14 protein-coding genes are annotated in these 13,373 nt (G+C 70.2%); 8 read left to right on the forward strand and 6 right to left on the reverse strand.

Annotated features, from left to right (window positions below; translation table 11 throughout):
* Positions 1–2: 2 nt before the first annotated feature.
* Together BM199_RS07330 and BM199_RS07335 are read left to right on the forward strand one after the other, a co-directional pair.
* Positions 3–1,106, forward strand: a complete 1,104-nt coding sequence (locus tag BM199_RS07330) for an NAD-dependent epimerase/dehydratase family protein (protein WP_091671620.1) — start codon at positions 3–5, stop codon at positions 1,104–1,106.
* A gap of 18 nt (positions 1,107–1,124) precedes the next feature.
* Positions 1,125–2,717 carry a phytoene desaturase family protein gene (locus BM199_RS07335; protein ID WP_091671375.1) on the forward strand — a complete coding sequence of 531 codons (1,593 nt, stop codon included), beginning with the start codon at positions 1,125–1,127 and terminating at the stop codon, positions 2,715–2,717.
* A gap of 167 nt (positions 2,718–2,884) precedes the next feature.
* Here the strand turns inward: BM199_RS07335 and BM199_RS07340 are convergent, their stop codons facing one another.
* Both BM199_RS07340 and BM199_RS07345 read right to left on the reverse strand, forming a co-directional pair.
* Complete coding sequence (locus tag BM199_RS07340; RefSeq protein ID WP_091671376.1) at positions 2,885–3,334, reverse strand: SRPBCC family protein; 450 nt, start codon at positions 3,332–3,334, stop codon at positions 2,885–2,887.
* Between the two features lie 79 nt (positions 3,335–3,413).
* Positions 3,414–3,653 carry a hypothetical protein gene (locus tag BM199_RS07345; RefSeq protein ID WP_143101783.1) on the reverse strand — a complete coding sequence of 80 codons (240 nt, stop codon included), beginning with the start codon at positions 3,651–3,653 and terminating at the stop codon, positions 3,414–3,416.
* 138 nt (positions 3,654–3,791) lie between these two features.
* Here BM199_RS07345 and BM199_RS07350 point away from each other — a divergent pair, with 138 nt between their 5' ends.
* Positions 3,792–4,679, forward strand: a complete 888-nt coding sequence (locus tag BM199_RS07350) for a universal stress protein (protein WP_091671379.1) — start codon at positions 3,792–3,794, stop codon at positions 4,677–4,679.
* On the opposite strand, the gene BM199_RS07355 is transcribed toward BM199_RS07350, so the two are convergent.
* Positions 4,680–5,537 carry a helix-turn-helix transcriptional regulator gene (locus BM199_RS07355; RefSeq protein WP_245788208.1) on the reverse strand — a complete coding sequence of 286 codons (858 nt, stop codon included), beginning with the start codon at positions 5,535–5,537 and terminating at the stop codon, positions 4,680–4,682.
* Positions 5,538–5,659: 122 nt separating this feature from the next.
* Between BM199_RS07355 and BM199_RS07360 the strand changes: the two genes are divergently transcribed.
* The 5 genes from BM199_RS07360 (at position 5,660) to BM199_RS07380 (ending at position 11,464) form a co-directional block, all read left to right on the forward strand.
* Positions 5,660–7,357 carry an AMP-binding protein gene (locus BM199_RS07360; RefSeq protein ID WP_091671381.1) on the forward strand — a complete coding sequence of 566 codons (1,698 nt, stop codon included), beginning with the start codon at positions 5,660–5,662 and terminating at the stop codon, positions 7,355–7,357.
* A gap of 193 nt (positions 7,358–7,550) precedes the next feature.
* On the forward strand, positions 7,551–8,117 hold the full coding sequence (locus BM199_RS07365) for a YbhB/YbcL family Raf kinase inhibitor-like protein (RefSeq protein WP_245788223.1): 567 nt from the start codon (positions 7,551–7,553) through the stop codon (positions 8,115–8,117).
* Positions 8,118–8,152: 35 nt separating this feature from the next.
* Positions 8,153–8,815 carry a phosphoribosyltransferase gene (locus BM199_RS07370; RefSeq protein WP_091671382.1) on the forward strand — a complete coding sequence of 221 codons (663 nt, stop codon included), beginning with the start codon at positions 8,153–8,155 and terminating at the stop codon, positions 8,813–8,815.
* Positions 8,816–9,038: 223 nt separating this feature from the next.
* Complete coding sequence (locus BM199_RS07375; RefSeq protein ID WP_091671384.1) at positions 9,039–10,352, forward strand: erythromycin esterase family protein; 1,314 nt, start codon at positions 9,039–9,041, stop codon at positions 10,350–10,352.
* A 131-nt stretch (positions 10,353–10,483) separates the two neighbouring features.
* Complete coding sequence (locus tag BM199_RS07380; RefSeq protein WP_143101784.1) at positions 10,484–11,464, forward strand: neutral zinc metallopeptidase; 981 nt, start codon at positions 10,484–10,486, stop codon at positions 11,462–11,464.
* A 9-nt stretch (positions 11,465–11,473) separates the two neighbouring features.
* Here BM199_RS07380 and BM199_RS07385 read toward each other — a convergent pair whose 3' ends face one another.
* The 3 genes from BM199_RS07385 to BM199_RS07395 all read right to left on the reverse strand — a co-directional run bounded on the left by BM199_RS07385 (position 11,474) and on the right by BM199_RS07395 (position 13,348).
* On the reverse strand, positions 11,474–11,716 hold the full coding sequence (locus BM199_RS07385) for a DUF2630 family protein (RefSeq protein ID WP_091671388.1): 243 nt from the start codon (positions 11,714–11,716) through the stop codon (positions 11,474–11,476).
* A gap of 70 nt (positions 11,717–11,786) precedes the next feature.
* Positions 11,787–12,485, reverse strand: a complete 699-nt coding sequence (locus BM199_RS07390) for a DUF7662 domain-containing protein (RefSeq protein WP_091671389.1) — start codon at positions 12,483–12,485, stop codon at positions 11,787–11,789.
* A 74-nt stretch (positions 12,486–12,559) separates the two neighbouring features.
* Positions 12,560–13,348 (reverse strand): class I SAM-dependent methyltransferase, encoded by a 789-nt coding sequence (locus BM199_RS07395; RefSeq protein WP_091671625.1) that lies wholly within the window; start codon positions 13,346–13,348, stop codon positions 12,560–12,562.
* Positions 13,349–13,373 lie beyond the last annotated feature (25 nt).

Below are 13,373 nucleotides of genomic sequence, written 5' to 3' on the forward strand. Positions count from 1 at the left end.
GAATGCCTGGCACTGGCGACTCCCGCAAGCAGGTGGTGATCACCGGCGCCAGCGGAAACATCGGCACGGCACTGCTGCGCCGCTGCCAGGACCTGGAGAACTGGGACATCACCGGCGTGGCCCGGCGGCTGCCCGACCGCGACCGCACGCCGTACTCCTGCGCGACGTGGTTCACCTGCGACATCGGCGAGCCCAGCGCCCCCGCGTCGCTGGCGGAGATCTTCACCGGCGCTGACGCCGTGGTCCATCTGGCCTGGGCCATCCACCCGCCCCGGTCGGATCCGCCGATGCGCCGGACCAACAACGACGGCACCGCCGCGGTGCTCGCCGCGGCGGCCGCCGCCGGAGTTCGGCACATCGTCTGCGCGTCGTCGGTGGCCGCCTACTCGCCCGCCCAGCGATGGCAGCGGGTACACGAGGACTGGCCCTGCGACGGTGTTCCCGGCAGTGCCTACAGCAGGGGGAAGGCCGAACTCGAACGCCGACTGGACGCCTTCACCGCCACCCGCCCCGACATCACGCTCACCCGGATCCGGCCCTGCGCCGTCGTGCAGCGGGACGCGGCGGGCGAGTTCGCCAGGTGGCTGACCAGCGCACTGCTTCCGGAACGCCTGATCGGCGCGCGTTGGCTGCCCCTGCCGCTGTGGGACGAACTCCGGCTGCAGCTGGTGCACGCGGAGGACGTGGCCGACGCCATCCGGCTGATTCTGAACCGGGGCGAGTCGGGTGCGTTCAACCTGGCCGCCGAACCGGCACTCGGCGCCGTCGACGTCACCAGGGCGGCGGACAGCCCGCGTCTGCCGGTGCCTGCCGGACTGGTGAAGGCGGCCGCCGGTCTTACCTGGCAGGTCGGAGTCCAGCCCTTACACCCCGGGTGGCTGACCCTCGCCGACCAGGTCGCGCACGTGGACACCACCCGGGCGCGGGAACAGCTCGGCTGGGCACCTCGCTGGGACGGCGTGAGCGCCCTGAAGGATCTGCTCGAGGGGATGCGCGACTTGGCAGGGGCGCCCAGTCCCCCGCTCGAACCCAACGGAAAAAACGGTTTGCTGGCGCGGCTGCGGTCGGTCCCCTGGGGACGTCCCGGCAGCCAGCCACAGGCCTGACAGGAGAGGAGGTACGCGATGAGCACCGACGTCGTCGACGCGGTCGTGATCGGTGCGGGGCACAACGGCCTAGTCGCCGCGAACCTGCTCGCCGACGCGGGATGGCAGGTTCTCGTCCTCGAAGCGGCCGACCGGCCGGGGGGCGCGGTGCATACCGCCGATATGGATACGCCGGGGTTCACCTCCGATCTGTGCAGTGCGTTCTTTCCGCTCTCGGCAGCCTCCCCGGTGTTCGCCGGTCTGGATCTGGAAAACCACGGGCTGCGGTGGCGGCACGCGCCGGATGTGCTGGCCCACGTGCTGCCGGACGACCGGTGCGCGGTGCTCTCCCGCGACCTCGGCCGCACCACCACCTCGCTGGCCGAGTTCGCATCGCAGGACGCGGTGGCCTGGGAAAGCATGTACGCCCAGTGGCAGCGGATCAGGGACGACCTGATGGAGGCGCTGCTGCGCCCGTTCCCCCCGGTCCGCCCCGCCGCGCGGCTGCTGCGCGAACTCGGCACCGGTGAGGCGCTGCGGCTGGCGCGGCTGCTGGCACTGCCCGCGCGCAAACTGGTCGAGGAACGGTTCGACGGCGAGGGCGCGCGGCTGCTGCTGGCCGGCAACGCGATGCACGCGGATCTCGGCTCCGAGGAGCCTGGCAGCGGCGTGTTCGGCTGGCTGCTGGCGATGCTCGGCCAGGACGTCGGGTTCCCGGCTCCCGAGGGCGGCGCGGGGCGGATCACCGACGCGCTGCTGCACCGGCTTGCCGAACGGGGCGGTCAGGTGCGGTGTGGGCGGCGGGTCCAGCGGGTGCTGACGGCCAGGGGACGCGCGGTGGGGGTGCGGGACGCGTCGGGGGAGCTGGTGCGGGCCCGGCACGCCGTGCTCGCCGACGTGCCCGCGCCCTCGCTGTACCTCGATCTGGTCGGTCCGGAGCAACTGCCCGCGCGGCTGCTGGAGGACCTGCGCGGCTTCCGCTGGGACGACGCGACGGTGAAGGTCGACTGGGCGTTGTCCGGACCGGTGCCGTGGACGGCGCGGGGTGCGGCCGGAGCCGGAACCGTGCATCTCGGCGCCGATCTCCAGGGGCTCAGCAGGTTCAGCTCCGATCTACAGCTGCACCGGGTGCCGGAGGACCCGTTCGTGTTGCTGGGGCAGATGACGACGACCGATCCCACGCGTTCACCGGAGGGAACGGCCTCGGTGTGGGCGTACACGCATGTCCCCCACGGCAGCTGCGACGACGAGCGATCACTGGCGGAGGTGGTGCGCCGGATCGAGCAGACCGTGCAGCGGCACGCGCCGGGTTTCACCGACCTGATCGTCGACCGACGGGTACAGGGCCCGGTGCAGCTGGAGGCGCACAACGCCAATCTCGTCGGCGGCGCGATCAACGGCGGGACGGCAGCGATCTACCAGGAGTTGTTCTTCCGGCCGGTGCCGGGACTCGGCCGGGCGGACACCCCGGTGGACCGGCTGTACCTGGCGGGGGCGTCGGCCCATCCGGGTGGCGCGGTGCACGGCGCGCCCGGCGCGAACGCCGCCCGGGCGGCCCTGGCCCGCCACGGGCTCGCCGGTGACCTGTACGCGCGTCTCATCCAGGGCCTGCACAAGCGCATCTACACCTGACCCGCACTTTCCCGGGAAAGTGTCGTGTCGGGCCTCGCACTTTCCCGGGAAAGTGCGGATGGTGGTAGTTGGCGCCGATGTCGATCTTGCTTGGTGGTACTTGCAGGCGCTCCATCCCTGGAAGGTGAGGGGCGGGCGGTGATCGCACTTTCCCGGGAAAGTGCGGGTCAGGGGGTGCCGCCGCCGCGGCCGTCGGCCAGATCGGCGAGCCTGCCGAGCGCCTCCTGGTTTCTCGGCTTGAGCAGGAGGTCCTGCAGTACCTTCGGCGCCATGCTCACGGGCCCACCGGTGGGATGCTCCTCCATCCGTATTTCGGTTTCCCGCTCGGCCAACGGCAAAAGCGACACGCGGATACGTACGTCACCCAGCACCCACAGCTTCGCCCGCAGCTCCAGCATCCGGTCCTGCTCCATGGTCAGCACCTCGGTCTCGTCAGCGACCTGGACCGGCCACGGACCGGACTTGTGGTAGATCCGCGACCCCACGGACGGCCAGTTCGGGTCGACATCGCGGATATGTGATGCACCGACCACCCATCCTGCGTAGGACCAGCCGTCGGCCAGCACGGCGAAGATGTCCTTCGCCGGCACGGGGACGGTGCGGCAGACCTCGGTCATACGTCCTCCTCAGCTTCGTGACCCCGGCGGGAACCCGTCAACGAGTTCCGGTGATGAGGGTGGGGATTTGGGGTGCACGTCAGGCACCGAGGGTGGAGATCTCGGTGCGCAGCAGTGCGACCTGCTCGCGCAGCCCGTCGTCGTCCGGGTTGTCACCGAGGCGGTCCCGCAGGGCAGCGCGCGAAATGACCAGCAGCGCGCCCTTCACCTCCTCGGTACCGGAGGGACCGGTCAGGACGTAGTCGCCCTCCCGCAGCATCAGTTGCGCACCGGGCCCGGCGTCCAGCAGCCGGCGCAGGTGGTCGACCTCCAGTGGCATGAGCATCTCCTCGAACGTCGTGCCGCACGGTCCTCCTCGGGATGCCCAGGATCGCGGTGGCGAAACGCTCGGCACGAAACGGTCACCGGCGGGACAATCGGGCAGGAAAGCGGCAGGCCGCGGGACCAAGGAGGTCGGATGACGCGACAGCACGGCAATGCGCCGATCGTCGTCGGAGTGGACGGATCGGAGCGGGCGCTCGACGCGGTCCGCTGGGCGGCACGGGAGGCCGCGGGCTGGAACACGCCGTTGCGCCTGGTGAGCGCGTCGGGCTATCCGGACCTCTACATCGGTGCCACGCTCCCGCCCCCGGGCGGCCTGCTGGACGAGCTGGAGCAACACGGGAACAACGTCGTGCACGAGGCGGAACTGGCGGCCGCGGCGGAGGCCGACGTCGAGATCCACACCCAGGTCACCCCCGACTCCCCCATCCCGTTCCTCATCGAGGCCTCGACGACGGCCCGGATGGTGGTGCTGGGCGCGTCGGGCCGCGGCGGGTTCGTCGGACTGCTGGTCGGTTCCACCACCATCGCGCTGGCGGCGCACGCGCACTGCCCCGTCGTGTCCGTGCGCGGCCAACCGGCCCCCGAAGGTCCGGTGGTCGTGGGTGTCGACGGCAGCGAGCTGAGCGAGGACGCCATCGAGTTCGCGTTCGAGGAGGCGGCGCTGCGTGACGCGGAGCTCGTCGCGGTGCACACCTGGAGCGACGCCGACACCGAAGCCGTGTTCAGCGAGACCCGGTTGCAGTTCGAGTGGGAGCCGCTGGAGGAGGCCGAGCAGCGGGTGCTCGCCGAGCGCCTCGCCGGGTGGCAGGAACGCCACCCGGACGTGCGAGTCCGGCGGGTGGTGGAGCGGGACAAGCCCCGGCACCAGCTGCTGGAGTTGAGTCGCGGCGCTCAGCTGTTGGTGGTGGGCAGCCGAGGCAGGGGCGGGTTCCGCGGCATGCTGATGGGCTCGACCAGCCAGGCGCTGCTGCACCACGCCGAGTGTCCGGTGATGGTGATCAGGAAGGAACAGGGTGAGTGATCACGGCAGCAGGCCGGCCCGCCGCGCGGCGATAACCGTCTCCAGGCGTCCGTGCGTGCCGAGCTTGCGCATGACCTGGCGGAGGTAGCTCTTCACGGTCTCCGGGCGCAGGCCCAGGCTCCGCCCCGACTCGGCGTTGGTGCAGCCTGCCGCCACGCACACCAGTACGTCGAGTTCCCGCGGCGTCAGCGCGGCGACCGGCGCCGGCGTGCCGGGGCGGCGCTGAGCCGCGGCGAGACGGTCGCACACGCCCTGCAGCTGGGCACGTAGTTCGTCGTCGTCGGTGTCCTGCGCGAGCAGCCGCAGTTCCGTGTGGGCCGCACGGACCTCCTCCCAGTCGGCGGAGTTCCACGGCTGGCTTCCGGCCTCGGTGAACGCACGCACGCTCGTGCGCCGACCGTCGAGTTCATCGCGGACGACGAGGTTCTGCTCCAGCCCACGGGCGGTGTCCACGGCCGCGCCGAGTGTCCGGTCACCGAGCGAGGCGGCGTTGCGGGCCGCTCCGTAGAGCACGCCGCGCACGGTGCGGCGCACGACCACGGGGACCGCGATGATGGCCCGCAGCCCCTCCGCGCCGACGGCCGCGTCGTAGTCGTGCGTGATCCCCCGCGCGCTGGGATAGTCGTTCAGGGCCAGCACCCGGCCCAGTGCCACGACCTTGCCACCCAGCCCCGATCCGGGTGCCACGGCGAGACCCTGCAGGGAGTTGGTGACGGTGCCGACGAGTTCGGACAGCTGCAACCGGCGCCCCCGCAGCACCGGCCCGCCGAAGACGACGGGCAGCCCGGTCTCCTTGCGCAACTGGAGCAGCGCAGCACGGATCGCGACCCGGTCGTCGCGCAGGCGCTGCTCGCCCACCACGCGATCACCTCCATCGGCGATCAGTCACGTCACCCCCGATCGGGGGTGGTGCGGCACCCCCGGCGGATCGCACGATCCTACTCAAATTGCGTCCCATTCGGACCTCGGGAGAGAACAACATGGCTTCGAGCATCCAGGCGTTTCGCGACGCACGTGAGTTCCTGCTGCGTCACCTGGAGGACTACGACACCGCCTACCGGGAGTTCCAGTGGCCGGAACTGGACGAGTTCAACTGGGCACTGGACTGGTTCGACAGCCTGGCGGTCGCCCCGGACAGCGCCGACCGCGCCGCGCTGTGGATCGTCGAGGAGGACGGGAGCGAGGGTCGCTGGACGTTCGCCGAGCTCTCCGAGCGTTCCAACAAGGTGGCGAACTGGCTGGCCGGCCTCGGTGTCCGCCGGGGAGACCGGATGGTGCTCATGCTCGGCAACCAGGTCGAGCTGTGGGAGACGATGCTCGCGGCGATGAAGCTCGGCGCCGTCGTCATCCCCGCCACCACGCTGCTGGCCCCCGCCGACCTGATCGACCGGATCGAGCGTGGCGGCGCGAGGCACGTGGTGGTCGGCTCGTCCGACGCGGGCAAGTTCGACGCGGTACCAGGTGACTACACCCGCGTCGCGGTCGGTGAGCCCGTGCCGGGCTGGCACAACTACCGCGAGGCTGCCGATCAGGAAGGCGAGTTCCGGCCCGACGGCACGACAAAGGCCACGGATCCGCTGCTGTTGTACTTCACCTCCGGCACGACGGCCAAGCCGAAACTGGTGGAGCACACACACGCCTCCTACCCGGTCGGTCATTTGTCCACAATGTTCTGGATTGGCCTCGAACCCGGCGACGTTCACCTGAACATCTCCTCCCCCGGCTGGGCCAAGCACGCGTGGAGCAACGTCTTCTCGCCGTGGAACGCCGGGGCGACCGTGTTCATCCACAACTACTCCCGCTTCGACGCCGACCGCCTGCTGTCCGAAATGGACCGATGCGGCATCACCAGTTTCTGCGCGCCGCCGACGGTCTGGCGAATGTTGATCCAGGCCGACCTGACGAAGCTCAGGACGCCCCCGCGCAAGGTGGTCGGGGCGGGCGAACCGCTCAATCCCGAGGTGATCGAGCAGGTGGAGAAGGCCTGGGGAATCAGCATCAGGGACGGGTACGGCCAGACGGAGACCACCGTGCAGGTCGCCAACACCCCTGGTCAGCGGATCAAGCCGGGGTCGATGGGCCGTCCGACGCCCGGCTACGTGATCGCGCTGGTCGACCCGGCGACCGGGCAGCCGGGGCAGGACGGGGAGATCTGCATCGACCTCTCCCGCAGGCCGCTCGGACTGATGGTCGGCTATCACGGGGACGACGAGCGCAATGCCGAGGTCATGCGCGACGGTTATTACCACACGGGCGACGTCGGTTCCCGGGACGAGGACGGCTACATCACCTACGTCGGGCGCACCGACGACGTGTTCAAGGCATCGGACTACCGCATCTCGCCGTTCGAGCTGGAGAGCGTGCTGCTCGAGCACGAGGCCGTGGCCGAGGCCGCCGTCGTCCCCTCACCCGACCCGGTGCGGCTCGCCGTGCCGAAGGCGTACGTGGTCCTCGCCTCCGGCTGGGCCGAGGACGAGAACACCGCTGCGGCGATCCTGAACTACGCCAGGGAGCATCTCGCGCCGTACAAGCGCATCCGGCTGCTGGAGTTCACCGACCTGCCCAAGACGATCTCCGGCAAGATCCGCCGCGTCGAGCTGCGGGCCCGCGAACACGACGAGTCCACAGCCGAGCAGCGCAGCGCACGCGAGTACCGCGACGACCAGTTCCGCTCCTAGGGAGACCAGGGCCGCGCCGTTACGTGTGCGGCGGCGCGGCCCGGGTACCCGCTGGTTGGAGACGACCGGCGAGGAGGAGCGCATGCCTGATCCCGGCAGCCACAAGTACGACATCAAGCGCACTCGCCTGCGGGACGAGTACGACGCGGGTGAGGCGCCCGACCAGCACGCTGACCGGGCCGCGAACGCGGACCTGCAGCGGGACAATCCGCCCCGCCCGCTCGGTGACCCCGACCGGGCGGCAGGTCCGCAGGGCACCAGGGGCACGAGCCGGGGCTCCCCCGGCATCGACGACCCGCCACGCCCGCTCTCGACCCAGGTCGAGCTGCGCAGTTCGGCGTTCAACGACCACACGCTGATCCCCGACCGATACTCCTACGCGGGCGGCAACATGTCGCCACCGCTGGAGTGGGGTGGCATTCCGGACGGGACCAGCGAGCTGGTCCTGCTGTGCGAGGACCCGGACGCGCCGAACGGCACGTTCGTGCACTGGGTCGTCACCGGCATCTCCCCGAGTTCCACGGGCGTGGGCGAAGGCGAGTCGCCTGGCGGTTCCCCCGGCCGAAACGGCTTCGGCGAACTCGGCTGGGGTGGCCCGCAGCCGCCCGTCGGGGACGAGCCCCACCGCTACTTCTTCCAGCTCTACGCCGTCGACCAGCCACTCGGACTTGTCGAGGCGCCGGGTGCCGAACACGTGCACGCGGCCATGGAGGGTCATGTGCTGGCCCACGGCAACCTGGTCGGGCTCTTCGCCCGCTGAGCAGGAAACACGGCACACGAGATGGGGTGCATCCCATGACACGCACGACGAGCAGAGGTCCCGTCTTCGCCGACCGCCGCGAAGCGGGCCGCGATCTGGCCGAGGTACTGCTGCACAGGCAGTGGTCCCAGCCGTTGGTACTCGGGCTGGCGAGGGGCGGAGTGCCCGTTGCCGCGGAGATAGCCCACCGGCTCGGTGCGGCGCTCGACGTCGTGGTCGCCCGCAAGATCGGCGCGCCGGGGAGGCCGGAACTGGGCGTCGGCGCCGTCACCGCGGACGGCCCTGCGACGTACGACGACGTGCTCCTGGCCAAGCTCGGGCTCACCCGGCAGCAACTGTTCGACATCTGCGAGCGGGAGCAGGCGGAGGCGCGCCGGAGGGAGTCGGTGTATCACGCGGACCGTTCGCCGGAGCCCCGCGAGGAACGGGACGTGATCCTGGTCGACGACGGCCTCGCGACCGGCGCCACCGCCACCGCGGCGCTACGGGCGTTGCGGGAGCAGCAGCCGGCCACCCTCACCCTCGCGGTCCCGGTGTCCTCTTCGCAGGCCGCCGCCGCGGTGCACGACGAGGCGGACGAGGTGATCTGCCTGTCCCAGCCACACGACTTCCGGGCGGTGGGCCAGTGGTACGGCGACTTCAGCCAGACCACCGACGAGGAGGTCCTGGCCGCGCTGGGGAAAACGGGGACCCGATGATCGCCGCATCTCCCGCGCGGCGAATCCCGCACTTTCCCGGGAAAGTGCGGTCACCGCCCGCCCCTCACCTTCCAGGGATGGAGCGTCTGCAAGTACCTCCAAGCAAGATCGACACCTGCACCAACTAACCCCATCCGCACTTTCCCGGGAAAGTGCGGACCCACCCAAGACGGCACTTTCCCGGGAAAGTGCGGGACGTCCGAACGGCATTGGCGGGGAAAAGATGATCGACGAGACGACCGAGGTTCGCCAGGCTCGCGAGGACGCGCTGCCGCTGCTGAGCCCGCAGGACCTCGATCCCCTGCTGGAGCGGATCGGGAACGCCAGGTACGTCCTGCTCGGTGAGGCCTCGCACGGCACCGCCGAGTTCTACCGCTGGCGCGCGGAGCTGACCAAACGGCTGATCGCCGAACACGGGTTCTCCTTCGTCGCGGTCGAGGGCGACTGGCCGGACTGCCACCAGCTGCACTGCTGTGTCTCCGGAGTCGCGGGCGTGCCGAACGATCCGGAACAGGTGCTCTGGAGCTTCGGGCGCTGGCCCACCTGGATGTGGGCGAACCAGGAGGTCGTGGACTTCGCCCGCTGGCTGCGCGAGATGAACAAGACCCGCGAGCAGGATCCGCCGGTCGGCTTCCACGGCCTCGACATGTACAGCCTGTGGGACTCCCTGCGCGCCATCCTCGACTACCTGCGGGAGCACCACCCCGACGAGGTCGAGACCGCGATGTCGGCGTACCGGTGCTTCCAGCCCTACGACGAGGATCCCCAGTCGTACGCGACCTCCACCTCGATGGTGCCCGACGGCTGCCAGGACGAGGTGACCGCGTTGCTGGCCGACCTGCGCGACCGCGCCAGCCTCAGCGCCACTCCCGGTCTCGGTCCGGCCTTTGTCGCCGAGCAGAACGCTGCGGTCGTGGTGGACGCCGAACGCTACTACCGGGAGATGATCCATGGCGGACCTCGGGCCTGGAACATCCGGGACATGCACATGGCGGACACCCTGGACCGGCTGACCGAGGCTTACGGGCCCGAGTCCAAGGCGATCGTGTGGGCACACAACACCCACATCGGCGATGCGCGGGCCACGGACATGGCCGAGGCGGACATGCTCAACCTCGGCCAACTGGTGCGTCAGCGGCACGAGCGCGACGGGGTGGTCGCGGTCGGGTTCGGCACACACAGTGGCAGTGTGATCGGCTCCCCGCGCTGGGGCGGACCGGTGCGCAGGGTGTCCGTGCCTCCGGCAAGACAGGACAGCACGGAGGGACTGCTCAACGAGGCCGTGCCGGACCGGGACAGTCTGTTCGTGTTCGAGCCGGACGCCCCGTCCGCGTGGGCCGAGCGAGTACGCGGGCACCGGGCGATCGGCGTGGTGTACGACCCGCGGCGAGCGCGGACCGGCGGTTACGTCCCCACGGTGCTCTCGGCGCGGTACGACGCGTTCGTGCACTGCGACAGAAGCACGGCGCTGGTGCCCTTACATCCCTGGGAGCCCGAGGCCCACGGCGAGGCGGAGACATACCCGAGCGGGTTGTAACGCTACGCTGCGGTATGTGTTCGTCCGGTTCTGTTTCCGTTCTGTTCTAGGATTAATCGGCTTTCGCGATTATGCTCAGGAACGGGTCCGCGTGGGGGCGCGGCGACGTCCGACTGCCACGCGGGGTGCCTGTGAACGCTGAGGGGGAACATCGGCGGGGCTCAGCAGAGCCACGTCCGCTGATTGACGACGACCTGCCGCTCGTAGCGGAGCGGGTTTCGATCGATGACTCGGTGCAGCAGGCCGCGCGTCCACCAGAGCCGGAACGCGAACGAGCAAGCAAGGCACCGGTCGTCTCGGTGGCCGGGGTGCTCGCGCTCGTGCTCAGCGTCGTGTTCCTGATCAGCTCGGTCGGCGGCGATCCGGACGACACGAGCGCAGAGGCAGCCGCACCGGTGGGCGTGACCGGCGCGAACCCGGAGGACGGTGCCCGGGTGGCCGAGCTCCTGGCCGCGGGCAGGACCCTGCCGAGGGTGCGGTGCGACCTGCCGGAACTCGGCGGCGAGCGGGAAGCACTGCGTGCCTTCTACCTGGCCGAGATCGAGTGCCTCGAGCAGGCCTGGCGCCCGGTGGTCGAGGAGGCGGACAGGCCGTTCACCCGAGTGGGCCTCACGTTGTCCGACGACGCGATCACCAAGTGCGGGCTGCTCCCACCCTCGACGAAGGTCACCGCGCTGTACTGCGGGGCGGACGAGATGATCTATCTGCCGATCACCAGGGTGCTCGACGGTCTCGACCTCGACCGCTCCGCGCACCTGGCGACGCTGGCCCACGAGTACGGCCACCACGTGCAGCGCATGACCGGGATCATGGACCGCGTGAACGCCGAACTGGGCACCTTCGAGGCTGGCAGCGACGGCGATCTCGCACTGGGCCGCCGGTTCGAACTGCAGGCAAACTGCTTCGCGGGCCTGTTCCTCGAAAGCGCGGCGGGACGCGGCTCGATCAGCGGGGCCGACGCACGGGCGGCCGTCGAGGACTTCCACAACTGGGCCGACAGCAGCACCCACGGCACCAGGGAGAACCAGGCCGACTGGGCCCGCAAGGGCTTCGAGGAAGGCACAACCGCGGCCTGCGACACCCGCTCCGCGGCCCCGGCCGAAGTCGGCTGAACGCCCGAGTCACTGGCGGTAGGACTCGACCTCGTCCACCGGGCGAACGGCCGGTTCCGGGGCGCTGTCCGGGAAGTCGTCCTGTGCCCGGCGCTGGCGCAGCAGGTCCCAGCACTGATCAAGACGCTCTTCCAGGTGCCGCAGACGCTGGGTGTCCGATTCGCTCAATCCGCTACCGACAGCCCGCGAACGCAGTTCGCGCTCCTCGTCCACCAGCTCATCGATGCGGCCGAAGATGTCGTCGTCAGCCATGTTTCCCACGGTACCGGCGCACCCATGCGCCAGCGACCTGACGAAAGACCGTCCGGGCGGCAGACCCGACTCAGCGGGACCTGGCGACGCGCTGGGGAGCATCATCGGCGATCTCCTCAGTCCTGGAGCTGCTGACCCGCCCGTCCGGTTGCACGAACAGGACCGAGAGACCGAGGTCCGTAAGGCTGGACGACGTGCTGTCGACGAGGTGCCGGTAAGCGGCCACATCAGGTAGTGCCAGGGCCGTCTCGTGTGCACCGCGGTCGTGGGTGTCGCGGGCCTGCATCGCGTCCAGCAGCGCGGTGGCATATCGCTGCCGGACCCTCGCCGGTTCGGGATCCGCCCCGGGCGCGCCGATGATCCGCACGAGGAGTGTCCGGCCCGCACGAGACGCGCACACGTGGCCGGACTCGCGCCGTGCCGCCCATCCGTCCGCGCCGAGGCAACGGACGATGGCCGTCCGCACCTCCGCCTCCGACAACCAGTCAGCAGCCGGACCTACGGGCTCCGCATACGCTCCGAGGTCCAGCACTCCCCTGGTGAAGACGACCTGCTCACCAATCTGATCCACCGTCTCCACGTGCCAGCCCGCGGCACGCCAGGACTGGGACTGGGGCTTCGAGTCGTTGGCCCACCACGCTCGATGCGAGCGCGACGCGGCCGGCAGCGGGCCGACGAACTGCTCGATCTCGGCGAAGGTCATCCGCACCTCGGCGATGTCGTCCCGCATCCCGGCGAGGTAGTCGCGCAGGGGGTCGTACTTCGCCATGTCGCACTCCTCACGCGGCTCGGGTGCCGGATCTCGGCGGCCGCCCCAGCATCATCGGCCCGCGATCGCGGGTGTTACTCCGGCACGCGGCCGAACAGCGTCGTCACCCGTACGTGCTCGACGTACGGCCGGTGTCGCTCCAGCTCGGCACGAACCTTGTCCGCGAAAACAGTCCGTTGCTCCGGCGCGGGCAGCTGCTCGACGGACATCGCCGAGTAGACACCGCCGATGATCTCGTCGAGGTCGAGTTCGCCCGCGTACTCGACGCTCGTCCCGGTCACCGCGTATCCCGAAGCCACGAGGCTTTCTGTGTACCGCTGCCTGCTGGACTCGTCGGTGCCGCAGGTGTGAGTGAGTGTCGTGTCGAGCCAGTCCTCCAGAACCGACCGCAATGCCTGGGACCACGGTGCGTCCTGCAGCCACAGCGGCGTCCCGTTCGACACGACGGCCACGCCGCCGCCCGCACGCAACCACGTGCCAAGCGTGCGGAACAGCGCATCGTGGTCCATCCAGTGCAGGGCCTGGCCGATGGTGACCGCGCCGATCGGCCTGCCCAGCAGCTGCCCCAGGGCGGGCAGATCGGTGTCGGAGCCGAGCAGCCAGCCCACATTGCCGACACCGCGCTCGATTGCCGCACTCCTGGCCCGGTGCAGCATGTCGGGTTCGGGGTCGATGCCGAGGACATGCCCCACCCGCTCCGCGAGGGGCAACGTGAGCTGCCCCGTGCCGCAGCCGAGGTCGAGCGCGAGATCGTCGCGGTTCAAGCCGAACTTGCGGACGATCGCATCGGGTACGGCGTCGGGGTAGCCGCGTCTGTACCGCTGGTAGAAGTCGCTGATCTCGCCACCGAAACCGAGTCCCATCAGCTCAGTGTCGGCTCGGAACGCC

It is taken from the genome of Amycolatopsis marina (genome assembly GCF_900111885.1).
Lineage (GTDB): Bacteria > Actinomycetota > Actinomycetes > Mycobacteriales > Pseudonocardiaceae > Amycolatopsis > Amycolatopsis marina.